24 protein-coding genes are annotated in these 23,288 nt (G+C 70.9%); 16 read left to right on the top strand and 8 right to left on the bottom strand.

What is annotated here, in order from left to right; translation table 11 throughout:
- Window positions 1-6 precede the first annotated feature (6 nt).
- Window positions 7-588 (bottom strand): HhH-GPD-type base excision DNA repair protein, encoded by a 582-nt coding sequence (locus F8566_RS23420; RefSeq protein WP_151563340.1) that lies wholly within the window; start codon window positions 586-588, stop codon window positions 7-9.
- Window positions 589-670: 82 nt separating this feature from the next.
- Between F8566_RS23420 and F8566_RS23415 the strand changes: the two genes are divergently transcribed.
- From F8566_RS23415 to F8566_RS23360, 11 genes are all read left to right on the top strand, one after another.
- Window positions 671-1,375, top strand: a complete 705-nt coding sequence (locus F8566_RS23415) for a molybdopterin-dependent oxidoreductase (RefSeq protein WP_225993446.1) — start codon at window positions 671-673, stop codon at window positions 1,373-1,375.
- Window positions 1,362-2,147: a cytochrome b/b6 domain-containing protein gene (locus F8566_RS23410; protein WP_151563338.1), complete on the top strand. Its 786-nt coding sequence runs from the start codon at window positions 1,362-1,364 to the stop codon at window positions 2,145-2,147. The genes F8566_RS23415 and F8566_RS23410 overlap by 14 nt, the downstream gene beginning before the upstream one ends.
- A 93-nt stretch (window positions 2,148-2,240) precedes the next feature.
- Window positions 2,241-2,495 carry a hypothetical protein gene (locus tag F8566_RS23405; protein ID WP_151563336.1) on the top strand — a complete coding sequence of 85 codons (255 nt, stop codon included), beginning with the start codon at window positions 2,241-2,243 and terminating at the stop codon, window positions 2,493-2,495.
- Between the two features lie 157 nt (window positions 2,496-2,652).
- Window positions 2,653-4,248 (top strand): hypothetical protein, encoded by a 1,596-nt coding sequence (locus F8566_RS23400; RefSeq protein ID WP_318836436.1) that lies wholly within the window; start codon window positions 2,653-2,655, stop codon window positions 4,246-4,248.
- A gap of 111 nt (window positions 4,249-4,359) precedes the next feature.
- A complete protein-coding gene (locus F8566_RS52335; RefSeq protein WP_264159399.1) occupies window positions 4,360-5,907 on the top strand; it encodes a TY-Chap domain-containing protein in 1,548 nt (515 codons plus the stop codon).
- Window positions 5,908-5,928: 21 nt separating this feature from the next.
- Window positions 5,929-7,788: a TY-Chap domain-containing protein gene (locus F8566_RS23385; RefSeq protein ID WP_151563334.1), complete on the top strand. Its 1,860-nt coding sequence runs from the start codon at window positions 5,929-5,931 to the stop codon at window positions 7,786-7,788.
- Window positions 7,785-8,153, top strand: coding sequence for a hypothetical protein (locus tag F8566_RS23380; RefSeq protein WP_151563332.1), 369 nt, complete (start codon window positions 7,785-7,787; stop codon window positions 8,151-8,153). Before F8566_RS23385 ends, F8566_RS23380 begins: the two co-directional genes overlap by 4 nt.
- Window positions 8,154-8,181: 28 nt before the next feature.
- A complete protein-coding gene (locus F8566_RS23375; RefSeq protein WP_151563330.1) occupies window positions 8,182-8,979 on the top strand; it encodes a putative hydro-lyase in 798 nt (265 codons plus the stop codon).
- A gap of 59 nt (window positions 8,980-9,038) precedes the next feature.
- Entirely contained in the window at window positions 9,039-9,791 is a 753-nt protein-coding gene (locus F8566_RS23370; protein ID WP_151563328.1) for a LamB/YcsF family protein, read from the top strand.
- Window positions 9,788-10,429 (top strand): 5-oxoprolinase subunit PxpB, encoded by a 642-nt coding sequence (gene pxpB / locus F8566_RS23365; RefSeq protein ID WP_151563325.1) that lies wholly within the window; start codon window positions 9,788-9,790, stop codon window positions 10,427-10,429. The genes F8566_RS23370 and pxpB overlap by 4 nt, the downstream gene beginning before the upstream one ends.
- On the top strand, window positions 10,426-11,280 hold the full coding sequence (locus tag F8566_RS23360; RefSeq protein WP_151563323.1) for a 5-oxoprolinase subunit C family protein: 855 nt from the start codon (window positions 10,426-10,428) through the stop codon (window positions 11,278-11,280). Before pxpB ends, F8566_RS23360 begins: the two co-directional genes overlap by 4 nt.
- Window positions 11,281-11,305: 25 nt before the next feature.
- On the opposite strand, the gene F8566_RS23355 is transcribed toward F8566_RS23360, so the two are convergent.
- Both F8566_RS23355 and F8566_RS23350 read right to left on the bottom strand, forming a co-directional pair.
- Window positions 11,306-12,010: a histidine phosphatase family protein gene (locus F8566_RS23355; protein ID WP_151563321.1), complete on the bottom strand. Its 705-nt coding sequence runs from the start codon at window positions 12,008-12,010 to the stop codon at window positions 11,306-11,308.
- Between the two features lie 47 nt (window positions 12,011-12,057).
- Complete coding sequence (locus F8566_RS23350) at window positions 12,058-12,804, bottom strand: SDR family NAD(P)-dependent oxidoreductase (RefSeq protein ID WP_151563319.1); 747 nt, start codon at window positions 12,802-12,804, stop codon at window positions 12,058-12,060.
- A gap of 85 nt (window positions 12,805-12,889) precedes the next feature.
- On the opposite strand from F8566_RS23350, the gene F8566_RS23345 reads away from it, so the two are divergent.
- Entirely contained in the window at window positions 12,890-13,540 is a 651-nt protein-coding gene (locus F8566_RS23345; RefSeq protein ID WP_151563317.1) for a TetR/AcrR family transcriptional regulator, read from the top strand.
- On the opposite strand, the gene F8566_RS23340 is transcribed toward F8566_RS23345, so the two are convergent.
- Together F8566_RS23340 and F8566_RS23335 are read right to left on the bottom strand one after the other, a co-directional pair.
- Window positions 13,481-14,689 (bottom strand): RNA polymerase sigma factor, encoded by a 1,209-nt coding sequence (locus tag F8566_RS23340; RefSeq protein ID WP_151563315.1) that lies wholly within the window; start codon window positions 14,687-14,689, stop codon window positions 13,481-13,483. The two genes, F8566_RS23345 and F8566_RS23340, sit on opposite strands and share 60 nt — an antisense overlap.
- The gene (locus F8566_RS23335) at window positions 14,686-15,057 is read right to left on the bottom strand and encodes a YciI family protein (RefSeq protein WP_151563313.1); all 372 of its coding nucleotides are present in this window, start codon (window positions 15,055-15,057) and stop codon (window positions 14,686-14,688) included. Before F8566_RS23335 ends, F8566_RS23340 begins: the two co-directional genes overlap by 4 nt.
- Window positions 15,058-15,177: 120 nt before the next feature.
- Between F8566_RS23335 and F8566_RS23330 the strand changes: the two genes are divergently transcribed.
- Both F8566_RS23330 and F8566_RS23325 read left to right on the top strand, forming a co-directional pair.
- Window positions 15,178-16,020, top strand: coding sequence for an SMP-30/gluconolactonase/LRE family protein (locus F8566_RS23330; RefSeq protein ID WP_151563311.1), 843 nt, complete (start codon window positions 15,178-15,180; stop codon window positions 16,018-16,020).
- Between the two features lie 145 nt (window positions 16,021-16,165).
- A complete protein-coding gene (locus tag F8566_RS23325) occupies window positions 16,166-16,759 on the top strand; it encodes an SRPBCC family protein (RefSeq protein ID WP_151563309.1) in 594 nt (197 codons plus the stop codon).
- Window positions 16,760-16,792: 33 nt separating this feature from the next.
- On the opposite strand, the gene F8566_RS23320 is transcribed toward F8566_RS23325, so the two are convergent.
- Together F8566_RS23320 and F8566_RS23315 are read right to left on the bottom strand one after the other, a co-directional pair.
- Window positions 16,793-17,893, bottom strand: a complete 1,101-nt coding sequence (locus F8566_RS23320) for a winged helix DNA-binding domain-containing protein (protein WP_151563307.1) — start codon at window positions 17,891-17,893, stop codon at window positions 16,793-16,795.
- Window positions 17,894-17,937: 44 nt separating this feature from the next.
- Complete coding sequence (locus tag F8566_RS23315) at window positions 17,938-20,655, bottom strand: AAA family ATPase (RefSeq protein WP_225993445.1); 2,718 nt, start codon at window positions 20,653-20,655, stop codon at window positions 17,938-17,940.
- A 196-nt stretch (window positions 20,656-20,851) separates the two neighbouring features.
- Here F8566_RS23315 and F8566_RS23310 point away from each other — a divergent pair, with 196 nt between their 5' ends.
- Together F8566_RS23310 and F8566_RS23305 are read left to right on the top strand one after the other, a co-directional pair.
- Entirely contained in the window at window positions 20,852-22,207 is a 1,356-nt protein-coding gene (locus F8566_RS23310) for a sensor histidine kinase (RefSeq protein WP_151563305.1), read from the top strand.
- Between the two features lie 17 nt (window positions 22,208-22,224).
- The gene (locus tag F8566_RS23305; RefSeq protein WP_151563303.1) at window positions 22,225-22,830 is read left to right on the top strand and encodes a response regulator transcription factor; all 606 of its coding nucleotides are present in this window, start codon (window positions 22,225-22,227) and stop codon (window positions 22,828-22,830) included.
- Window positions 22,831-22,886: 56 nt separating this feature from the next.
- Here F8566_RS23305 and F8566_RS23300 read toward each other — a convergent pair whose 3' ends face one another.
- On the bottom strand, window positions 22,887-23,276 hold the full coding sequence (locus F8566_RS23300) for a VOC family protein (RefSeq protein WP_151563301.1): 390 nt from the start codon (window positions 23,274-23,276) through the stop codon (window positions 22,887-22,889).
- Window positions 23,277-23,288 lie beyond the last annotated feature (12 nt).

Here is a 23,288-nt window from a genome sequence, read left to right as displayed (position 1 = left end):
CCAGCGTCAGTCCTTGGCCTTGGCGGCGGCTTTCATCTCCTTCTTGAAGGCGCGGACCTTCTCCAGCGACTCGGGCCCTGTGATGTCGGCCACCGAACGGTACGAGCCCTCCTCGCCGTACGCACCGGCCGCCTCCCGCCAGCCCTCCGGCGTCACCCCGTACTGCTTGCCGAGCAGCGCCGTGAAGATCTGGGCCTTCTGCTTGCCGTACCCCGGCAGTGCGTTGAGCCGCTTGAAAAGTTCGCGTCCGTTCGGCGCGTCCCGCCAGATCGCCTCGGCGTCACCCTCGTAATGCTCGACCAGGTACTGGCACAGCTGCTGCACCCGCTTGCCCATCGACCTCGGGTAGCGGTGCACCACGGGCGGCTCCGCCATCAGCGCCTCGAAGCGTTCCGGGTCGTAGGCGGCGATCTCGTGCGCGTCGAGATCGTCCCAGCCCGCGCGCTGCATGATCACGTACGGCCCGGCGAAGGCGCGTTCCATGGGAAATTGCTGATCGAGCAGCATGCCGACCAGGGCGGCGAGCGGGCTGCGTCCGAGCAGCTCGTCCGCCTCCGGCTGCTGTGCGAGGTGAACCTTGGTGGCCATGCCCTCAGCTTAGATCTGACAGATCCCTTACGTCCGGCGGCCGCCCTTGGCGCCGCCGAGTCCGCGGTGCTCGAATGGGAAGGTGAACGAAGACGACGAGACCACCGGCGCGCCCGTCGGGCGGCGGGTGATCTTCGGCATGCTCGGCCTCGGCGCCCTGGGGATCGCCGTGGGCGCGAACGCGCAGCAGAAGGTCAACCGCGCGCTGGCGCCGCTCGGCCCGGTCGGCCAGGTGCTGCCCGCGGCGGGCGGCTTCCGCTACTACTCGGTGGTCGCGGGCGTGAAGGCGCGCAAGCCCGAGAACTACCGGCTGACGGTGAACGGCCTGGTGAAGAAACCGCGCACGTTCTCGTTCGCCGACCTGCAACGTCTCCCCCAGACCCAGATGACCAAGGACTTCCAGTGCGTGACGGGCTGGCGGGTGGAGAACGTCGCCTGGGCGGGTGTCGCGCTCCCCGATCTGCTGGACGCCGTGGGCGTGCCGCCGCAGGCCCAGGCGGTGCGGTTCCACTCGTTCGACGGCGTCTACACCGAGTCGCTCACGCTCGAACAGGCACGGCGGCGGGACGTCCTGGTCGCGACCGGGATGCTCAGCGGGCCGGTGGAGCACGACCACGGCGGCCCCGTACGCCTGTACGTGGCGCCGATGTACGCCTACAAGTCCCTCAAGTGGCTCGGCCGGATCGAGCTGACCTCCGACGTCATCCCGGGCTACTGGGAGGAACGGGGCTACGACGTCGACGCCTGGGTGGGCAGATCGAACGGACGTGACGATGAACCGACCTGACGAGCGCCCCCGAGTGGACGGCCGTGCGGTGGACGGCCGTGCGGTGGACGGGCGTGCGGCGTGGGTGGCGCGGTTCAGCGTCGCCGAGCGGGCCGTTCACCATGTCACCGGGCTCCTGATGCTGGTCTGCCTGGTCACGGCGGCGTGCTTGTACGTGCCGGATCTCTCGACGCTGGTGGGGCGGCGCAACCTCATCAAGCCGATCCATGTGTGGGCGGGGTTCCTGCTGCCGGTGCCCGTGCTGCTCGGAGTGCTGTCTCGGGCGTTCCGGCAAGACCTGCGGCGCCTCAACCGGTTCGGGCCGCGGGACACCGAGTGGCTGCGCCGGCGTGATCGGCGGGCCGTGCTGAACGGGCGCGGCGTGATCGAGGTGGGCAAGTTCAACGCGGGCCAGAAGCTGAACGCCGCGTTCGTGGCCGGGTCGATCCTGGTCATGCTCGGCACCGGCGCGATGCTCACCTTCCCCGATCCGTGGCCGGACTCGTGGCGGGGCGGCGCGACGTTCGTGCACGACTGGCTGACGCTGGCGATCGTGGTCATGACGTTCGGCCACCTCTGGTACGCGCTGCGCGACCAGGGGGCGTTGACCGGGATGCTCACCGGCCGGGTGGACCGGTCATGGGCGGCTCGCCATCACGCCGGATGGCTGACGGCGATGGATCGTTCCAGCTCAAACGGGGTAAGAGACGGAGCAGCAGAAGATATGGGTTCTCAGAGCGTTCCACTGACGGACGCCGCCGTGCCCCGAAAACGTGGCCCGGAGAGCCCTTGACACTCCACATAAACGCGTTGGAATAGGACATCGAGGAGAGGTTGGTCGGAACCCCGTCCGCTGGGACCTCTCGGGCTCGGAGGGTGTGCGTAGATGCCTGCACTTGCCGCTCACCGGAGCGAGACCCGCGACGTTCTCGCGCGGCGTCTCGCTGCGGAGTTCGCGACGTTCAGCACCGGCACTGTGGAACGCTGCGTGGCCGACGTCCACGCCTGTATGACCCATCTGGGACTCGACGCCACGCCGGATCTCGTGGAACGGCTGGCGCGCGAGCACCTGGTCGGAATGATCAAATCCGAACCGCCGTCGGGGCGCGGCCCGTTCCATTCGGGGCACGGCGACCTCTGAACACGGCGATCTCTGCAGCCACCGGCGCGTCGCGGACGGTGGCCGGTCCTTGCCATCCCAGGTGGCGGGGGGTGTCCGGCGGGCATGTCGCGTCCCAATCCGGTCGGCGCGCGATGTCCTTGACACCGTCCGGCACGGGATCTGAGAAGCTAGGACCGTGAGTTCCCGCAGCCGCCGCCATCCCCACGGGGATTCCGCGGGGGACGGCAGGCCGCCCTCGGACGAGGTCTCCGCGATCTTCGACGACATGCTGCGGCACGCCCGGGAACTGCTGGCGGTGCGCAGCCCGCTGGACGCCGAGCTGATCGTGAGCGAGATCCTCGGCTCCTGGTGGGGGCACCGCATCGGCGAGGGAGAGGTCGAAGAGGTCATCGGCGAGGCCCTGGTCGACCATGCCGGGCAGGCCGGCACCCCGGCCGCGCTGGCGCTGCTGACCGGCATCTCCTATCTCGGCACCACCCGGCAGCAGGCCAAGGCCGAACGCGCCGCGCTGGCGCTCATGGACCGCGGTGTGGCCCGGCCAGGCTGGGCCGACCGGGTCGGGGCGGTCGCGCACGAGGAGTGCTACGTCTCCCGCGACGTCTACGGAGACCAGGATTCGATCATCTGTACGTACACCTACGGCGGCGCGGAACGGCACGCGCTCGTGGTCCTGGTGGACCGTAACAAGGCCGCCCCCACCGGCAACGGCGGCCCGCCCGCCTTCGGGATGGTCCGCGACGCGTGGGTGTCGTCGCAGGTCGGCACGCTTCTCGACCACTGCCGCCGGGAGGGCCGCACCAATCCGCTGATGCGGTTCGAGCAGCTCGATCCGCGCGACACCAGGGCGGTGCTCCAGCGCGCGCTGGAGTTCACCAACGAGACCATCGACCCGCCGGTCAACGAGAACTTCGGCTCGTACCACGCGTTCCTCCGGGCCCGCGTGCGCGCGCTGCCACCGGGCGGGCGGCCACCGCGCCCCGAGACCTACGGCAAGGACCGCCGCGCGAAGATCGCGGTGAGCTTCCTGGCCTCCGACGAGGCCGAGGACCTCTCCGACCGGTCCGCCGCCAGCCGCTGCGTCGACCGGATCATCGACTACGGGTGCGCGCACGACTTCGGCCGGCCGCTGCGGGTCAGCCCGATCAAGAGCGAGATGTTCCTGCTGGACTGGCTGCCCCGCAAGGTCCTGCTGTCACCGACCGAGCAGGAGGCCGTGCCGCACGTGCTGGCGGCCTGGGTGCGCTGGGCGGGCAGGCAGACCGGGCTGCCCGAGGAGGGCGTCCGTGCCACGCTCGACGCGATCTGGGACGCCACGACCAAGTTCGCCGAGGCGTACCGCGACCCCTCGGCGTTCGGCCTGGAGCGCGAGCTCGTCGACCGGCTGCTGCCCGACGGCGACCTGGAGGCGCTCCCGCGCCGGGCGTTCGCGCTGCCGTTCCTGTCGGGCAAGCACCGGCTCTCCGGGCGGCACGGCTCGATCGACCTGTCCACCCTCGATCCGTCGGACCCCGACGACCGGCGCGTCATGCTCGAGTTCGAGCACCCCGGTGCCCCCGCCGACCACCTCGACTCGCACGAACGGCTGACCGAACGCCTGTGGAACGGCGATCCGCCGCAACTGTGGGAGACCGCGCAAGCACTGCTGGACGTCGGCTACGAACGGCACGAGATCCTGCACAAGTTGATCGACGTTCTCGACCGGTGCGGCGACGATGATGCTGAGCTGGTGAAATCCTTGCGTGTGTTGCGTCACGAACCCCCACCTGAGTGAACTTCCGGTTTGCCAGAGGCGTCCGGGACGACAATCATCGAGATCTCGGGCAACGGCGCCGCGGCGGTCTTCGCCGGAGCCTCGGGGACGGCTCGGCGGTAGGGAGTGATCTTGTTGGAGTGGTCCGAGTTCGCCCGGCACCTTGGACGCGAGCTGGCGGTCCTCGAGAGGGACACCATCCTCATCGTGCGGGAGCGCGATGAGAGCCGCCACTACGTCCAGGCGATGCGGGAGCCGGACCGGCTGTACGCCGAGGCCGTCAGCAACAACTTCCTCGACGGGCCGCTGCTGCTCACGCTCGCCGACGAAGAGGTGATGAGCGAGGCCGGGTGGCGCCCGCCCGCCGAGCCGTCACCGCGCAACTGGTGGACTGAGCTGCCCGAGTCGGGCACCGGGATCCACACGGTGACCCCGGGCGACTACGCCCGCCTCGCCGACGTGATGGTGACCGCGCTGCGCGACGTGCAGGGCGTGCGGCGCCCGTCCGACCTGGTGTACGAGTCGTTCCACCGGCACGGCAGCGGCCTGATCGAACTGCTGGACTTCGGCATCGAGGCCGCCGACCCGAGCCGGATCAGCATGCGGCGGCGGTCGGTCATCGAGAACGTGACCGCCCCGGCCATGGATCCCGAAGAGCTGGAGGTGCAGCTCACCGAGGCCAAGCAGCGCGCCGACCACGCGACGTACTTCCAGCTGCTGCTCGCGGCGGACCTCGTCCTGCCCGCCACCGGCGCGGCCGTCGAAGATCCGGAGTACGCCGAGTTCCCGACGACCACCATCGGCTCCGGCACGTACCTCATGGTCTTCACCTCCCCGCAGGCCCTCGCCCGCTCGGTCGGCGACCGGGCCGCGGGGCTCTACCGCCGCTCCTCCTTCGGTCAGCTCGCCGCCGCCTGGCCGGACCCGACGTGGCAGCTCGCCATCAACGCGGGCCTGCCAAGCGAGGTCCACCTCGACGCCACCGCCGTCACCCGCCTCGCCTCCCAGCGGCCGACCGCTCTCCCTCCGGCCGCCGCTCCGGCCGTCGCTCCGCCTGAGCAGCCACCCGTTCCATCAGGCCGTCCAGGGGCGTCCGCCATGCTGTCGGCCCCCATCGCCCCAGAGCCCAAGCCGGGCTCCGTCCCGCCGAATCCCGCGCAGCTGGGTCAGGCGTCGCCCGGAGCCCCACAGCCCGGCGCGGCCTTCCCAGGAGCCCCACAGCCCGGCCCTCCTTTCCCGGAGGCCCCTCAGCCTGGCTCGCCTATCCCGGAGGCCGCTCGGCCCCGTTCCGCGTTTCCTGAGACCCCTCAGCCTGGTGCAGGGACTCCCGGTTCCGGTTCCAGTCCCGGTTCGGGCCCGGGCCCCGGTCCGGGTCCCGGCCCCAGTCAGCTCGGCTCGGTGTCTCCCGCGCCCGCACAGCCCGGGCTGACGCCCCAGGGACCGATGTCCCCCGGCGCGTCGTCTCCGGGACCGGTGGCTCCGGAACCGGCCCCCCCGCCTGGTGCGGTGCTGTCGGGTCCTGTGGTCCCTGTCCGCGCCCCCCAGGGCACACGGCTCTGGCGTTGGAACGGCGAGGGAGACGAGAACGAGAGGGCCGTCCCCGTGGCCGTCTACGACGCGATCGGCGGATCGTGGACTCCGGTCCGCACCGACGCCGTGCCTGCCCCTTGGACCGAGTGACGTTCCGGGTACGGTCGAAAAGTGGACTGGGAGGACTTCGCCAAGCGGCTGGCCATCGAGCTGATGAGGTTGCCGGTCCAGTCGTTCCTGATCCTGCAGAAACCCGGTGGCCTGCCCTACGTTCAGGTGATGCGCGCGCAGGACGCGCTTGACGCCGAGGCTGTCAGCAGCGCCTTCCTGCCCAGCCCGCTGAACGCGCGCCAGGAGAGTCTGCTGACCGACCTGGGCTGGCGTCCGCCGAACGATCGCAACCGGCTCAACTGGTGGCACCGTGCCTCCGTCGCCGACCGCGCCGGGCGTCCCCTCGACGACCTCTCCGCCACCTGCGAGCAGATGGCGGGCCGGATGGCGGCGGCGTTCCGGGACGTGCACGGGGTGGGCTCCCCGCTGGAGCTCGTCTACCAGGCGAGCCGCAGCGGCCCTGACGGAGGGCCTCTCGCGCTGCCCGGCCTGGGCATCCCGCTGGCCATCCCCGACGAGTCGGCCCCCGAGGAGCAGGAGGCAGAGGCCTCCGACGCCGACCTGGAGGCCGCGCTCGCCGAGGCCCGTGATCGCGGTGACCAGCGCGGTTATCTGGATCTGCTCGCCGGGGCGGTCCTCCATCTCCCGGTCCCCGGTGACCCGTCGCGCGCCGGGCATCACTACGCGACCGCCCAGTTCGGCGACGGCACGTTCGTCCTGGCCTTCACGTCGCCGGACGCGATGGATCGTTCGCTGCGAGGGCAAGCGGTCCATCACCGGCCCGCCACCCTCACCGAACTCGCCGGCAACTGGCCTCGCCCCGAGTGGCAGCTCGCCGTCAACCCCGGGCTTCCCAGCGCCGCCTATCTGGACGCCGCCCTCCTTAAGTCAGCCAAGCAAAAGGCACCTGCTCCTGCGCCTCAAGCGGCACCGGAGCCCGCACCTGCCGTACGAGAAGCCGCGCCGCCACCCGTACGAGACCTCGCCCCGCCCCTTCAAGAAGCCGCGTCACCGCCCGTGCCGGAAAGCGCGCCACCGTCCGTGCGGGAAACCACGCCGCCTATTCGGGAGACGGCGCCGCGACTCGTTCAGGAGAACGCGCCATCTTCACGCGGGAGCGCGCTACCGCCCCTGCGAGAGTTCGCGGCATCGTCGGTGCAAGAGAGCGCACCATCGCCTGTGCGAGACGCACCGCCGTCCTCGCAGCAGGCCTCAGCACCGCCCGTGCAAGAGGGCGCATCACCCGCCGTACAGGAAAGCCCGCCACCACCAATACAGGAGGGCGCGCCACCGCCCGTGCGGGAGGGCGCCGCATCGTCGGTGCAGGAGATAGCGCCCCCGCCTATGCGAGAGAGCGCACCGCCATATGGGCGAGACTTCGTGCCACCGCAGCCGCCCGTACCGGGGTCTCCATCTACGGCACCGCCTGTCGATGCGGACTTCGTCGTGATGCAGAAGGTGGTCCGGCCGGAGCATGTGGCGCACTATCTCGACGGCGGCTACGAGTGGGTCGCCGGGTATGTGCATCGGCTGCAGGACGTGGCGGAGCTGAATACTCCACAGCTGCTCGTGCGCGCGCTTGGCCTGGTCTACGAAGGGTCGCCGTTCTCGGCCAGGGACGAGGACATCTACGTGATCCGGTGGCCGGCCGTGAAGCCGTCGTTGTTCCGGCGGCCACTGGGCGGGATCGACGAGTGGAGCATGGGGATCATTCCGGGCGGCTGGGTGATCGAGAAGGCGCCGTTCCCGGGGTCGGGGTACGCGCCGGGTGACGGGCCCGCGATCCCGGAGTTCAAGGTCGACAGCCAGCGCCTGCCGCACGGTGCGGAGATGTACCGGATCCACCGGTCCGGAGTGGAGGCGTTGGTCGCCGGATACGACGCGGACCGCCGCCGCTGGGTGCGAGTGGAGGGCGTATGAGCTTCCGGCACGGCTACTACGCGGGCTGGCGCGGTGCGGAGTACGAGGCGAGCCCGGATGGGGCCGAAGTGCGGCTTTACTCGGCGGCCCCGGCGGACGGTTTCACCGAGGCGGCGCCGGGTCGCTTCGTGCGGGTGGTGCCGGCTGCGGAGCTGGAGCACCTCTCGTACGTCAACACGTTCTGCACGTGGCAGGGCGAGCCCTTCGTGGTGCTCGGCGAGCACCAGACCTGGCTCCGGGTGGAGTACACGGGAGGCAAGGCGCCGGTGGCCGAACGGCTCGGCCTCGAAACGTTCGACCGCGGTGTCTACCAGGCGTGGGCGCCGCGTGCCGACGTGGCGGATCTGCGCGAGGAAACCGTCTAAAGAGGCGGTAATCGGGCATGACGCCTGCATGAGCCAGGCCCTCGACCAACCGTCGGTTCTGACGCCGACGCAGGCCCGCGCCCTGTTCCGTACGGGCGCCACGACGCCGACGACGAGCGGCTGGTGCCGCGGATACGCGCAGGCGAACCTGCTCGCCGTGCCACGTGAGCTCGCGTTCGACGCGCTGCTGTTCGCGCATCGCAATCCCGGTCCGTGCCCGCTGCTGGACGTGACCGACCCCGGCGACCCGCATCCCCGCGGCGTCGCACCGGCCGCGGATCTGCGCACTGACCTGCCCGCCTACCGGATCTACGAGAACGGCACGCTCCTGGCCGAGGTGGCCGACGCCACCGAGTACTGGCGGCCCGACCTGATCGGCTTCCTGTTCGGGTGCAGCTTCAGCTTCGAGGCGGCGCTGTCGGCTGCGGGCGTGCCGGTACGGCACATAGGCCAGGGCCGGAACGTGTCGATGTACGTGACCAACCGGCCGTGCGTTCCCGCCGGACGGCTCTCCGGGCCCCTCGTGGTGTCGATGCGCCCGGTCCCGCCCGCGCTCGTCTCCACCGCCATCGAGGTGAGCGCGCGCCATCCGGAGATGCACGGACCGCCGGTCCACGTCGGCGACCCCGCGGAGCTGGGAATCGCCGATCTCGACCGGCCCGACTTCGGTGACGCGGTCGAGTTCGCGCCGGACGACGTGCCGGTCTTCTGGGCGTGCGGGGTCACTCCCCAGGCGGTCGTGATGGCGAGCAAGCCGGCGTTCGCCGTCACCCACTCGCCGGGCCGGATGTTCATCACCGACCACTCGGACGCCGCCCCACTGTGACCACACCACGCCGAGCACTCGGGCGCGGCGCCGGTGCGGCCGGGTGATAGATCTGGGACATGCCCGTCATGGACATCAACGCCGACCTGGGTGAGGGATTCGGCATCTGGGAGCTCGGCGACGACCTCGCCCTGCTCGACGTGATCACCAGCGCGAACGTGGCGTGCGGCTTCCACGCCGGCGATCCGCTCATCATGCGGCGGGTGTGCGCTGGCGCGGTCGCCCGCGGGGTGACGATCGGCGCGCAGGTGTCCTACCGGGATCTGGCCGGGTTCGGCCGCCGCGAAATGGACGTCGCGGCGCCGGAACTGACGGCCGAGATCCTCTACCAGCTCGCGGCGCTCGACGGGATCGCCCGTGTCGAGGGCGGCCGCGTCGCCTACGTCAAGCCCCACGGCGCCCTCTACAACCGCATCGCGGGTGATCCGGCACAGGCTCGCGCGGTCACCGACGCGGTCCGCGCGTACGACCCGTCGCTGCCGCTCCTCACCTTGCCGGGCTCGGCGGTGCACGAGGTCGCCGACGGCCTCACGGTCGTCGCCGAATGCTTCGCCGACCGCGCCTACACGCCGGAGGGCAGGCTGGTGTCGCGGCGCGAGCCGGGAGCGGTCATCCATGAAGCCGCCGTCGTCGTCGAACGGGCCGTCCGGATGGCGGTCGACGGGGTGGTCGTCGCGGTCGGCGGCGCCGAGGTCCCGCTGCGGGCCCGCTCGATCTGCGTTCACGGCGACACCCCCGGCGCCGTCGAGCTCGCCAGGTCCGTCCGGGCCGCGCTGGCGGAGGCGGGCGTCGCGCTGGAGCCCTTCGCGTGAGGGTCCGGAGGGCGGGCGACACCGCGCTTCTGGTCGAGACCGGCGATCTGGAGACCGCACACCGTCTCCACGCCGCCGTGCGCAAGGCGGCCACGGGCCAGGACGCGACCGTGACCGGCGTGCTCGACGTCATTCCCGGCGAACGCACGGTCCTGGTCGTCATCGACCCGGCCCGCTGCGATCTCAGCCGGCTCGCCGCCCGGCTGCCGGAGCTGCCCCTTCCGGAATCGGCGGCCGGTGAGGCTCCCGCCGTGGAGATCCCGGTGGTGTACGACGGCACGGACGTCGACGAGGTCGCCCAGCTCACGGGCCTCTCGCGGAACGAAGTGATCGAACGCCACGCGTCCGCCGCGTACACCGTGGCGTATCTCGGGTTCTCGCCTGGCTTCGGATACCTCACCGGCCTCGACCCCGCCCTGCACGTCCCGCGCCGGGAGTCGCCGCGCACCTCCGTACCCGCGGGGTCGGTCGCGATCGCCGGGCCGTACGCCGCCGTCTACCCGTCCGCGTCACCGGGCGGCTGGCGGCTCCTCGGCCGTACGGACCTGCGGCTGTGGGACGTGACGCGCGACCCGCCGTCCCTCCTCCAGCCCGGTACCCGCGTCCGCTTCGTCCGCTCCCCGGAGGATGCGCGGTGATCGAGGTCGTCCGACCCGGGCCGCTGGCGACCGTGCAGGACCTCGGCCGTCCCGGCCACGCGCATCTGGGCGTGCCATGCTCAGGAGCCGCCGACGGCCGCGCGCTGCGGCTGGCCAACCGTCTCGTCGGCAACCCCGAGAGTGAGGCGGGCGTCGAACTCACCCTCGGCGGCGCCGCCTTCCGCTTCCACCGTGCCGCATGGATCGCCGTCTCCGGCGCCCCGGCCCCGCTCCTCATCAACGGACGCGCACACGGCATGAACGCGCCCTGCCGGGTCCCGCCGGACAGCCTCGTCGAGGTGGGGCTTCCCGCCCGCGGCCTGCGCACCTACCTGGCCGTACGCGGCGGGCTCGGGGTCGAGCCGGTGCTCGGCAGCCGGTCCACGGACCTCCTCTCCGGACTCGGCCCCGCTCCGCTCTCGGCCGGTGACCGCTTGCCGATCGGTGGGTCGTCCGGATTGAGTGACATCGGGGTGGACGTCGCTCCCGTGGCGCAGCCGCCCGATGTCCCCATACTGCGGATCCTGCCGGGCCCCCGCGACGACTGGTTCGTGCCCGACGCGATCTCCGTGCTGTGCGGGCAGCCGTACGAGGTGACGCCGGACAGCAACCGCGTGGGCGTACGCCTCGACGGCCCGAAGCTCCTCCGCGCCCGTGACGGCGAACTGGGCAGCGAGGGCATGGTGACCGGCGCCCTCCAGGTGCCGCCCAGCGGCCTGCCGATCATCTTTCTGGCCGATCACCCGACGACCGGCGGCTACCCTGTGGTGGCGGTCGTCCGCGCGGCCGACATCCCCCTGGCCGCCCAGCTGAGGCCCGGCCAGCGACTCCGCTTCACCCCGGCGACCTGATCACCGTGGAGGCGGCCGTCCCGGGTCAGCTCAGCGGTGTGAAGCCGGCGCCCAGGGCGGACTCGAAATGGGCGGTGTCGTTGAAACGCCGTACGGACCACAGGCCACCAAGCACCACCAGCTGCGAGATCGACCCGTTGTCGGCGCCGAGGAAGGCGAACGGCCGAGCCCCGCTGGCCATCGCCAGCGCCTGGGCGATCACGCCGCCATGCGTGAACACCGCGACCCGCCCGTCCGGATGCGCCGCCGCGATGCGGTCCACCGCGCCGCGCACGCGTGCGGCGAACGCCTCGGTCGGCTCTCCGCCGGGGATGACGTCCCACCGTTCCTCGGCCCAGAACCGCTGCGCGATCGGACCGTTCTCCCGGATCATCTTGCGGAAGAGGCCGCCCTCCCACTCCCCCAGATGAACCTCGCGCAGGTCCTTCTCGACCTGCGGCTCGATCCCGCTCATCCGCACCAGCGGCTCGGCGGTCTGCGTGGTCCGCCGCAGCGACGTCACGTAGACGGCGTCGAGCCGGATCTTGCTCAGCCGCTCTGCGACCCGTCCGGCCTGCTCACGGCCTTCCGGTGCCAGCTCGGGGTCTCCGTGCCCGTCCACCAGCGGGAAGGGGCGGTCAGGCCGTGCGGGTTCCGACGCCCCGTGCCGGACGAGCAGGATCTCGGTCGCCCCGGGCGGCGGCGCGTAGGGGGTCTGGCGGTACTCGGTCTGATCGTCGTTCGGCGCCACACCGAGACCCTAACCGCTGCGACCATGACCGCCACCCGGGCGCGACTTCAGGCGAGGGCACCGCCGTCGATGGTCAGAACGGTCCCCGTCACGAACGACGCGGCCGGACTCGCCAGGAAGACGATCCCGGCGGCGATCTCCTCCGGCCGCCCGAACCGTCCCATGGCGTTGCCCGCCCGCTGGGCGTCGGCCATCGGCCCGTCCTCCGGGTTCATGTCCGTCGCCACCGACCCCGACTGCACCACGTTCACCGTCACGCCCCGCGGTGCGAGGTCGCGCGCGGCGCCCTGCGCGTACGCGACGATCGCAGCCTTGGTCGCCGCGTAGTCGGCCATCCCCGGGAAGCTCGTACGGCTCGCGAGGTTGGACCCCACCGTGATGATCCGCCCGCCGTCCCGGACGGCCTTCGCAGCGGCCCGCGTACCCGCGACGACTCCCCTGATGTTGACCGCGTACATGTGGTCGAACGCCGCCTCGTCGATCTCGTCGCCCACGCCCCCGTACGTGATCACCCCGGCGTTGTTGACCAGCACGTCCAGCGCGCCGAAGTCCGCCACCACTCCCTCCACCAGCCCGGCGACCTGCTCCGGGTCGGACTGGTCGGCCTTGTAGGCGTCGGCCCGTACACCCCGGCTCGCCAAGTCCCGGACCACGTCCGCCGCCTTGTCCGCCGAAGCGGCATAGCTGATCGCCACGTCCGCGCCCGCGTCCGCCAGCGCCCGCGCCGTCGCCGCGCCGATGCCCCGCGACCCACCGGTCACCAGCGCGACCTTGCCGTCCAGAACCTTGCCCACGTCCAGCCTCCACTTATGTACCGAGCAGTATGGAATGACGTGGAGTACTATACCGATCGGTACGGATTACGCAACGGAGGGGACGATGACGGGACGGCCACGCGAGTTCGACGTCGACGAACGCCTGGACCGCGCCCTGGAGGTCTTCTGGCGCCAGGGCTACGAGGGCACCGCGCTCTCCGACCTGACCAAGGCGATGGGCATCAACAAGCCGAGCCTGTACGCGGCTTACGGCAACAAGGACGCCCTCTTCATCAAGGTCCTCGACCGCTACGCCACCGGCCCGGCCAACTACGCCACCAAGGCCATGGCCGAACCCACCGCCCGCGCCACCGCCGAGACACTCATGCGCGGCGCCATAGAACTCACGACCTCGGCCCCAGGCGGCTGCCTCTTCGTCCAAGGCGCCCTGGCCACCGGCCAACAAGGCGCCGCCGCCCGCAAAGAACTGACCGCACGCCGCCAAGCAGGCCACGCCGCCCTCCGAGCCCGCTTCGAACGAGCCCAAGCCGAAGGCGACCTCCCGCCCGACGCAGACCCGAACGCCCTGTCCCGCCTCATCTGGGCAACGACCAACGGCCTCTCAGTCCAAGCCACCAGCGGCGCCACAGCCGAAGAACTCCACCAAGCCGTAGACCTGCTCCTCACCACCTGGCCCCTGGCGGGGGTTGGGTCTTCAGGGCTGGGCGGTGGCGCGGGAGTGGAGGTAGCGCTGTTCCGGGATGCTGAGGGTTAGGCGCGCGGCTCGTTCGTAGTGGGGACGGGCGGCGGCGTGGTCGCCGGCTAGGTCGAGCAGGTGGGCTCGTACGGCGTGGACCCGGTGGTTATCGGCTAGCGCGGGGGCCGACTCTGCGGCGGCCAGGCGTTCTAGGCCTGCCCGCGGGCCGTGGACCATGGCGTACGCGACTATGCGGTTGAGGGTGACCATGGGGCCTGGGGCCATGGTTTCCAGGAGTTCATAGAGGCCGAGGATCTGGCGCCAGTCGGTGTCTTCGGCGCGGGCAGCCTCGTCGTGGAGGGCGGCTATCGCGGCTTGGAGCTGGTAGGGGCCGATCGGGGTGGTGGCCAGGGCGCGGGTTACAAGCGCGGTGCCTTCGGCTATGGCAGTGCGGTCCCAGCGGGTGCGGTCCTGTTCGTTCAGGGGGACGAGGGCACCGTCTGAACGGGTCCGGGCGGGGCGGCGGGCGTCCGTGAGCAGCATGAGGGCCAGGAGGCCTGCCACTTCGCCGTCCTCGGGGAGCAGGGTGTGGAGCTGGCGGGTCAGGCGGATCGCTTCGCCGGAGAGCTCGACGCGGTGGAGTACCGGGCCGGAGCTGGCCGTGTAGCCCTCGTTGAAGATCAGGTAAAGGACGTGCAGGACCGCGGCGACGCGTTCGGGCAGCTGGGCGGGGGGCGGCATCCGGAACTCGGCGCCATCGGCCTTGATGCGCGCCTTGGCCCGGCTGATCCGCTGGGCGACGGTCGTCTCGGGCACCAGGAGCGCGCGGGCGATCTCAGCGGTGGTCAGGCCTCCGACCGCGCGCAGGGTCAGGGCGATCTGGGAGGCCGTCGTCAGGGACGGGTGGCAGCACAGCAGGAGGAGCGTGACAGTGTCGTCTGTGGCGGGCACGGCCTCGGGGGCCGCCGGCGCCAGGGCGGCCACGGTCTCCTCGCGGCGTCTGCGGGCCGAGTCGCTGCGCCACAGCTCGATCCGGCGGCGGGACGCGACCGTGATCAGCCAGCCCTTGGGGTTGTCGGGCACGCCCTCGTCCGGCCATTGCACGGCGGCGGCCAGCAGCGCCTCTTGCACGGCGTCCTCACAGGCGTCGAAATCGCCGTGATGCCGTACGAGGGCGGTGAGCACCTGCGGGGCGAGCTCGCGCAGGAGGTCCTCGGTGCCTTTCACATCTCCGGGCCTCGCAAGCCCATGACGGGTCGTACCTCGATCATGCCGAGGAACGCCTCCGGGATCTGCCCCGCGATCTCGGTGGCACGTTCGATGTCCTCGCAGTCGACCAGGTAGAAGCCCGCCAGCTGTTCCTTGACCTCCGCGAACGGGCCGTCCGTGGAGATCGTCTTGCCGTCGCGGACGCTGACCCGGCGGGCGGTCTCGGGGAAGGCCAGCCGTTCGGAGGCGATGAGCTCCCCGGACTCGGTGAGCGCCGCGTCGAGGGCCTCGTAGGCGTCCAGCCCCAGGTTCTGGTCTTCCGGGGACATCTCCGCCCATATCGCCCGGCTCTCCGGGTTGTGGTAGATCATGATCAGAAACTTCACGGCCGCCTCCAGAGATCCTTGGGAAATTCTCCCCCACGCAATGTCGAGAACGTCGAGGCGGTCTCTACGTCCCCGGTGAAAGGCGCCCACCGAGGGCGCCCCGAGCAGGGGAGCACGATCATGCGTTCACTCGACACCCTCATCACCGGCGGCGCGTTCTTCGAGGGCCCGCGCTGGCACGACGGCTGCCTGTGGGTCTCCGATTTCTGGCGCCACCAGGTACTGGCGGTCTCTCTCGACGGTACGGCCGAAACGGTGGCCGAGGTACCCGGGTCGCCATCGGGCCTCGGCTGGCTGCCCGACGGCACCCAGCTGATCGTCTCCATGATGGACAACAAGCTGCTCCGCCTGGAGGACGGCAAGCCCGCCGTCCATGCCGATCTTTCCTCGTACGCCGGCGGCGGAACGGCCAACGACCTGGTCGTGGACGCCGAGGGCCGCGCGTACATCGGCTGCGTCGACTACATGGCCTGGGACGAGCAGCCGACCACCGTCCTGCTCCGCGTGGACATTGACGGCAGCGTCGCCGTGGTCTCGGACGGGATGTCGTTCCCGAACGGCCCGGCCATCACCCCGGACGGCTCGACCCTGATCATCGCCGAGTCCTGGGCCGAACGCCTCACCGCGTTCGACATCCAGCCGGACGGGACGCTGGCCGGCCGGAGGATCTGGGCGGAAACGCCCGGCAGCCCTCCGGACGGCATCACCCTCGACGCCGAAGGGGCCGTCTGGATGGCCGACGCGGGCGGCAACCGCGCCCTCCGCGTCCGGGAGGGCGGCGAGATCCTGGAGGAGATCAGCGCCGGTGACCTGGGCGTCTTCGCCTGTGCTCTGGGCGGTGAGGACGGGCGCACCCTCTTCCTGTGCGCCGCCCCCACCTACGACCCGGAGGAAGCCGCCAAGATCCGTCAGGCCCGCATCCTCACCTGCCAGGTGGACGTCCCCCACGCCGGCCGCCCCTAACACCCCGAGAGAGCTAGGGGACGACCGTCCCCGGGCGGTCGTCCCCGGGCGGTCACAACGTGCAACGGAGCCCGTCCGGGGTCTTCGACAATCGAAAGAGCAGGTCAACGCCATGACGACGGCACAACTGGGGAAGGAACTGATCATGAGTCAGAAGCCGTCCAAGCCCAAGGCTCCGGATGCCGGGGCCCCCAAGGCGCTCACGTCCAAGATCACCAATGCCTCCGTCCACGAGCACACGGCTCGCACCTGGGACGACTGGTTCGCATTGCTGGACGACTGGGGCGCCATGGGTCGCGAGCACGGCGACATCGTGCGCTGGCTCACCGACGAGCAGGGAATCGATCACTGGTGGGCGCAGACGCTCACCGTGGGGTACGAGCAGGAACGCGGCATGCGCGCGCCGGGGCAGAACGCCTCCGGCTATTTCTCGGCAAGCGTCAGCAAGACCGTGGACGCTTCGGCGGAACGGCTGTTCGAGGCGTTCACCGATCCGAAACTCCGCAAACGCTGGCTCCCGGACCAGATCAAGATCCGCACCGCCGCCGAGCCCAAATCTCTGCGGGCCGACTGGGAGGACGGTTCGACGCGCATCGCTGTCGGCTTCACCCCCAAGGGCCACAACAGGGCCCAGGTCGCCTTGCTGCACGAGAAGCTGCCCGATGCCGAGACGGCGGCCGAACTCAAGGCCCTCTGGCGCGACCGCCTCGCCGCCCTCAAGGACTTCCTCGAAGCTTGAAACAACGCCGGATCCAGGCGCGCGCGCCCGGAGTCAGGAGGCCTTGGCCGTACGGGACAGGAGCGGAGTGATCCTGGCGATCTCGGCGGCCAGCGGTTTGGCAGGGATGTCCTCGAACTGCGTCACGGCGATGTCGCCGTCCTTGCCCTCCCACACCCCGGCCACGCGGCCTTCGTAGAGCACCACCGGCGAGATCCAGCCTGCCGTCCGGCTGACCGCGGCGCGGCGCTCGGCCGGGATGAGGTACGTGGCGGCCGTTCCGGCGCCGAGCACGTACTGGTCGAACCCACCCAGAAGGCGCACGGAACGCGTCGGTGCGGTGTCGATGAGCGCGTCCAGATGCTCCGGCAGAACGAACATCTCGACGCCCTCGACGTCGACCGTGGCGAGCTCGCCCGCCGCCGCGAACCACGCCTTGACGTCCTTCTTGCGGGAGGACTTGCGCGTCAGCCAGTTGTCGAACATCTCCGGCGTCGCAGGCCCGTGCGCCCCAAGAAAGGCACGCACGACCGTACGGGCCGCGTCCTCGACCTCGGGCAACCCCTTCCAGCCGGGCACGAACTGCTCAGGCGACGCGAACGTCACGCGCTGGCCCTGCGAAGGGCCGTAGCAGAGCACGCCCCACCAGGCGAGCGGCTTGAGCAGCGGCCCCCAGCCCGATCCCAAGACCTCGGCGAGATGCGCCGAGTCCGTTTTCTCCACGATCGCCGCGTTCAGCTCCTCGCGGGTGAGCGCCGCTCCCCCGGCCAACGCTTCTCCGGCGGCCTCGGCGATCGCCTCCAGGTCGGGCGGGCTCGCTCCGAAGGCCTTGGCCCACGAAGGCTTCTCCCAGTGGCGGAGCGTGGCGCACAGCGCGAGGTAGGCCCCGGCGACGTCGGCGGGCAGCAGATGGAGCGTCCCGCGCATGGCCCACGTCTTGACGAGTGAACGTTCGTCCCAGAGCGCCTTCGGCACTTCCCCAGGCGCGGGCGTCGCCTGCCGGACCGCGATCGCCAGCTCGGCGGACGACGCGACCTGCGCCTGCACGCCGGCCAGCCGCCGCGCCACCTCCACGGCCGGGAGGTCTCCGGCCGGTTCGAGGAGCTGCCGCCGCATTCGCCAGGCCAGCACCTGAGCCCACGTCACTGATCCCATAGCCCGATTAGACCGCATCCATCCGACAATCCGTGGAGGTGTGTTCAGCCGAGGCGGTGTGTCACCTCTGCGAATGCGGCGCGGACGTCGTCGGTGGTGAGGATGGTCAGGTCGGCAGTGGTGGCGGCCGGGCCCAGCTGGGCTGCTCGTACGGCACGTGAGGCGCAGGCCTTCTCGTAGAGAGAACGCGCGAAGCGGCCATTGCCCAGTTCGTCGATGCGTCCCGTGCCGCAGGCACGCTGGAAGACGAGCGCCAGGTCGTCCAGCGCCTGTTCCTCCCAGCGGTCACCTTCCTGCTCGGCGATCAGCTGGGCGATCTGGAGGAGCTCGTCCGGGCCGTACGAGGGGAAGTCGACCCGCACGTCGAAGCGCGAGCCCAGGCCCGGGTTGGAGGCCAGGAAGCGCTCCATGTCCCGGTCATATCCCGCCAGGACGACGACGAGGCGGTCGCGGTCGTCCTCGGCTCGTTTGAGAAGCGTCTGGACGGCCTCGGCACCGAACGCGTCGCCGCCGCTGTAGCCGGGATTGCTCAGCGCGTACGCCTCGTCGACGAAGAGCACGCCGCCGAGCGCCGAGTCGATGACCTTGTTGGTCTTGAGGGCGGTGGCGCCGAGGTGGTCGCCGACGAGATCGGCGCGCTGGGCCTCGACGACGGAGGGCCGCGCCAGGAGGCCGAGCGCCGCGAAGATACGGCCGAGGACGCGGGCGACGGTGGTCTTGCCCGTGCCGGGCGGCCCGGTGAAGACGAAGTGGCGGGTCGGCGAGCGGGTGACCAGGCCCTGTTCGGCGCGCATCTGGGCGACCTGGAGCTGCGCGGCGATCTCACGCACCTGGCGTTTGACGGCGGACAGCCCGATCATCGCGTCGAGGGAGCCGAGGGCCTCGTCGAGGGTCGGCGTCTCGGCGTACCCGCGGTACCGCTCGGTGAGCTCGGCGAACGCGGTCTCGACGTCCTCGGTGCGCAGTGTGACCAGGTCGTCGGCGGTGGGCCGGTCGGATGCCTCGACCACGCGGACGTCACGCGCGCGGGCGGCGGCCTCGGTCAGCGAACGCACGAACCGCCCGTTGCCGAGTTCGTCGACGATGCCGCGCCGTTCGATCTCCTCGAAACGCGCACCCAGGCGGCGCCGGGCCTCGTCGTCGAGCCGGTCGTCGCGCAGGCCGGTGTGGTAGTCGGCGATGCACAGGAGCTCGGCCGTCCGGTACGAGGGGAAATGCACGCGCGTGCCGAACCGCGAGGCCAGCCCGGGGTTGGAGTCGAGGAACTCGGTCATCTGCGCCTCGTACCCGGCGAGGATGATGACCAGATTCTCGCGGTCGTCCTCGGCGCGCTTGAGGAGGGTCTGCACGGCCTCGTTGCCGAACCGGTCCGGCTGCCCTTCGCCGGAGTTGACCAGCGCGTACGCCTCGTCGATGAACAGCACGCCGCCGATCGCCGAGTCCACGAGCTGGTTGGTCTTGATCGCGGTGGCGCCGAGGAACTCCCCGACGAGGTCGGCGCGGTGCGCCTCCACCAGGTTCGGCGTCGGCAGCAGCCCGAAGGCGTAGAAGATCTTGGCCAGCACGCGGGCCACGCTGGTCTTGCCGGTGCCCGACGGGCCGACGAAGACGAAGTGCCGCATGGGCTTCTCGGTCGGCACACCGGCGGCGGCTCGCAGGTGTGCGGCCTCGATGGACGCGGCGATGGAACGCACCTGGCGCTTCACCGGCTCCAGCCCGATCATGCCGGTCAGCTCGGCGAGCGCCTCGGCGACCGAGATCTCCGGCTGGTCCTCGGCACGTCCGTCCTGCGTGCCGTCGTCCCGCGACCCCTCACCGCCGCCGAGCTCCTGAGCCTGCGCCGCCGCGCGCGCCTCGTACGCCGCCTGCGTGGCCACAGGCACCCCGGCGGAGTCCAGCGTCCCGCCACTCCTACCCGAGCCGGACCCGCTCCCTGAGCTTCCTCCAGACGCGCCCTCCAGCCCGCCGCCCATGCCTGAACCGCCACCAGTGCCAGAGCCGCCACCCGCGCCTGAGCCGCCACCCGGACCTGGCCCGCTTCCCTTCCCGGAGCCGCCGCCCGAACGCGGACCAACGCCAGGCTTCGGCCCTTTGCGCGACCCTGCACCGGTGCGGCGATCGGGACGAGGCTTGCCGGGCGCCGTCATGCCGTCGCCTCCCGGGTTGGACTGTTCCTGCACCCATCCCGTCTCGTACGCCTCGGCGGGCACCGAACGGCGCGCCTGGTCCCATCGGTAGGCCAGGAAGCCGAGCGCAGCCAGCCAGCCGGGCAGCACCTGCAAGTCCGGTAGCGGATGGGCTGCCGCAGCCGTGACGATTCCGGCCGCGGCGAAGGCGAGCAACGCCGTGCGCCACGGCGCGTACCCCCGCAGGCGCAGCGCCACGAACGCGACAGGCAGAGCGAGGAGCGCGAGCAGTAGAGACGGGCTGAGGTAGGGCCGCTGGTCCTCATGTCCTGGGTACAGATGGCCGAGCGGAACCGACACCACCAGCCAGCCCACGATCACCGAGACCACGGCCATGCCCGCCGGCGATCGCAGGGTCAGATGCACCACGATCAGCAGGATGAGGGTGAACGCGGCGGCGCTGAGCACCGGTCCGTTCAGCAGCACGGCCCCTGCCACCGCCAGGGTGAGCAGCAGCAGCCCGCCCAGGAAGCGCAGTCCCGCCTGGACCTGGAAGTAACGCCATCGCAGGCGCTCGAATAGATCCCGCGCCGCGGTGCCCGCCGGGCGGGAGCGGGATCTGCCGAACAATGCCATCACAGGCGAGTAAAGCGCAGGACAGGCTCGAACGGGACTCCTCGCACGCGGTTCGTTGACTCCTGCCGGGACAGGACGGCGAAAGTTTCTGTCGAACGAGGCAGGCGGCGAGCCCAGCGAACAGGACATTTGTACCGGGCAACGGTGGATCGTCGACCCTGCCAGACTTGTCGGACACACTCGTAGCGTCTGTCATGTGACAACCAAGACCGGCAAACCCGCCGGCGTGCTGCTGGCCGGCGTTCGCGCCCCCGGCCGTCCGCGCGCATCGGCGCACGGCTCGCTCAGCATGAGCGGCCCAGGCGGACCGGCATACGCCGGCGCGCGTGAACGAGGTGATCGCCAGGTGAGCGGCAGCCGGCGGCGGCGTCCGGACATCGATCTCGACAAGGTCGACCGGAAGGGCCCGAGCGCGGGAGCGTTGTGCATCTGGATGCTCTTCCTGGCGTGGCCCATCAAGAACGTTCTGGGCGACGGGACCGGGCCGCTCTGGCTGGCGCTGCCCGCGATCGTGGCTGCCGGCGCGCTGTACGTGGCGGTCGTGTTCACGGCGTTCAGTGGGCGCGTGCCGCTGCGGTTGCCGTTCCTGCTGTTCGGGGCCTTGATGGCCGTCGTGGGCGGAGCGACGTTCGGTTTCGGGGACGGGTGGTACCCGCTCTTCCCGATGCTGGGACTGGCCTCCGGAGCGCTGGCAGGCCACGTTCGAGCCCGGGAGAACGGGCCGGACCTGCCCCTTCTGGTGATCATCGGCTTGCCGACGGCGCTGTCCATCCTCGTTCCCTGGCTGGCGGACGAGAGCGGCGAGAGCGTGCTCGGATACGCGTACGGAACGGCGACCGCCGCGCTGGTGACCGCGATCGTGCTGCGGCTCTTCATCGTCATCGGAATGCTCCGCGAGGCACGCGAGGAGCTCGCGCACGCCGCCGTCGAACGGGAGCGGCTGCGATTCTCCCGCGACCTGCACGACCTCCTCGGCCACACCCTGTCGATCATGGTGGTGAAGGCCCAGGCCGTGCGGCGCATAGCCGAGCATGATCCCAAGGTCGCGGCCGAGCAGGCCGCCGACATCGAGACCGTGGGCCGTCAGGCACTGGGCGAAGTACGCCAGGCGGTCCACGGCTATCGGGGGCGCGGCCTGGCCGGTGAACTGGACGCCGCGCACACGGCGCTGGCCGACGCCGGAATCGAGCCGGTCGTACGCCGCGAAGGGCCTCCGCCGCCGCCCGAGCCCGACGCGTTGCTGGGCTGGGCGGTCCGGGAGGGCATCACGAACGTGATCCGGCACAGCGGCGCCCGGCACTGCGAGATCTCCGTCCACAACGACGGCTACCACGCCGTCCTGGAAATTCACGACGACGGCTCTGGCGCGAATACCGGGCACGGCCATCCAACGGGTTCTGCTGGGGACGGGCTGTCATTGGACACCGGCGGCTATGGGCTGAAGGGCCTCAAGGAACGCATGGCCGCTGCGAACGGGACCGTCGAGGCGGGCCCGCACCCCGGTGGCGGTTACATGCTGAAGGTCGCCATTCCGGTCACCGGAGACCCGTAAGGACAGACAATGGTCGCGTGATCAGAGTTCTGCTCGCCGAGGACCAGGGCATGATGCGCAGCGCGCTCGCGCTCCTGCTCGACCTCGAAGAGGACTTGGAGATCGTCGCCCAGGTCGCGGACGGGGGCTCGGCGCTCGCGGCAGCACTCCAGTCCGAGCCCGACGTCGCCGTGCTCGACATCGAGATGCCGGGCCGCAGCGGCCTGGACGTCGCCGCCGACCTTCGCCGCGAGCTGCCGTCCTGCAAGGTCCTGATCGTCACGACCTTCGGCCGTCCCGGCTACCTGCGCCGCGCGATGGAGGCCGGCGCCAGCGGCTTCCTGGTCAAGGACGGCCCGATCGAGAACCTCGTCGATGCCATTCGACGCGTTCTCGCCGGCGAACAGGTCGTGGACCCCGCCCTCGCCGCCGCCGCCCTCTCGGTCGGCCCCAACCCGCTCACCGATCGCGAACGCGACGTACTGACAGCCGCGGCTGACGGCTCCACGGTCGCCGACATCGCCACCCGGCTGCACCTGTCGGAGAGCACGGTCCGCAACTACCTCTCGTCCGCCATCGGCAAGACCGGCGCACGCAACCGCATCGAGGCCGTGGGCACCGCCCGCCACAACGGCTGGCTCTGAACTCCCGGCGCCTCCACTGCCTGTCCTGGTCGACTGCCTGTCCTGGTCGACCGGGCCTAATCCTCGCGGACGTAGGTGTTGGCTCTGGGGGCCACGCAGAACAGGTGACCTGCCGGGTCGACGTAAACCCGGAAATGGTCGTCATCGGGCTGGTGAGAGGGCACCGAGGCCCCGAGTTCACGGAGCCTGCGTTCCATCTCATCCGGTTCCTCGTCTATGGCGAACTCGAGATGATGGCGCAGCGGCGCTGTCGGGTCGGGCCACTTCGGCGGCGCCGGATTGTCCGCCCGCTGGAAGTCGAGCCGCACTTCGCCCTCGATGACCAGCACCGCGAAATGGCCATCGTCCGCGACATGCACACGGCCACCGAGGAAGCCCTCGTAGAACCGCGCAAGCTTCTCCGGATCGGGACAGTCGAGTGTGACGGCGAACAAAGACACGGCCATGTCGGCAGCCTA

Source organism: Actinomadura rudentiformis (genome assembly GCF_008923185.1).
Lineage (GTDB): Bacteria > Actinomycetota > Actinomycetes > Streptosporangiales > Streptosporangiaceae > Spirillospora > Spirillospora rudentiformis.
This window is presented reverse-complemented; position numbering and strand designations above follow the sequence as displayed.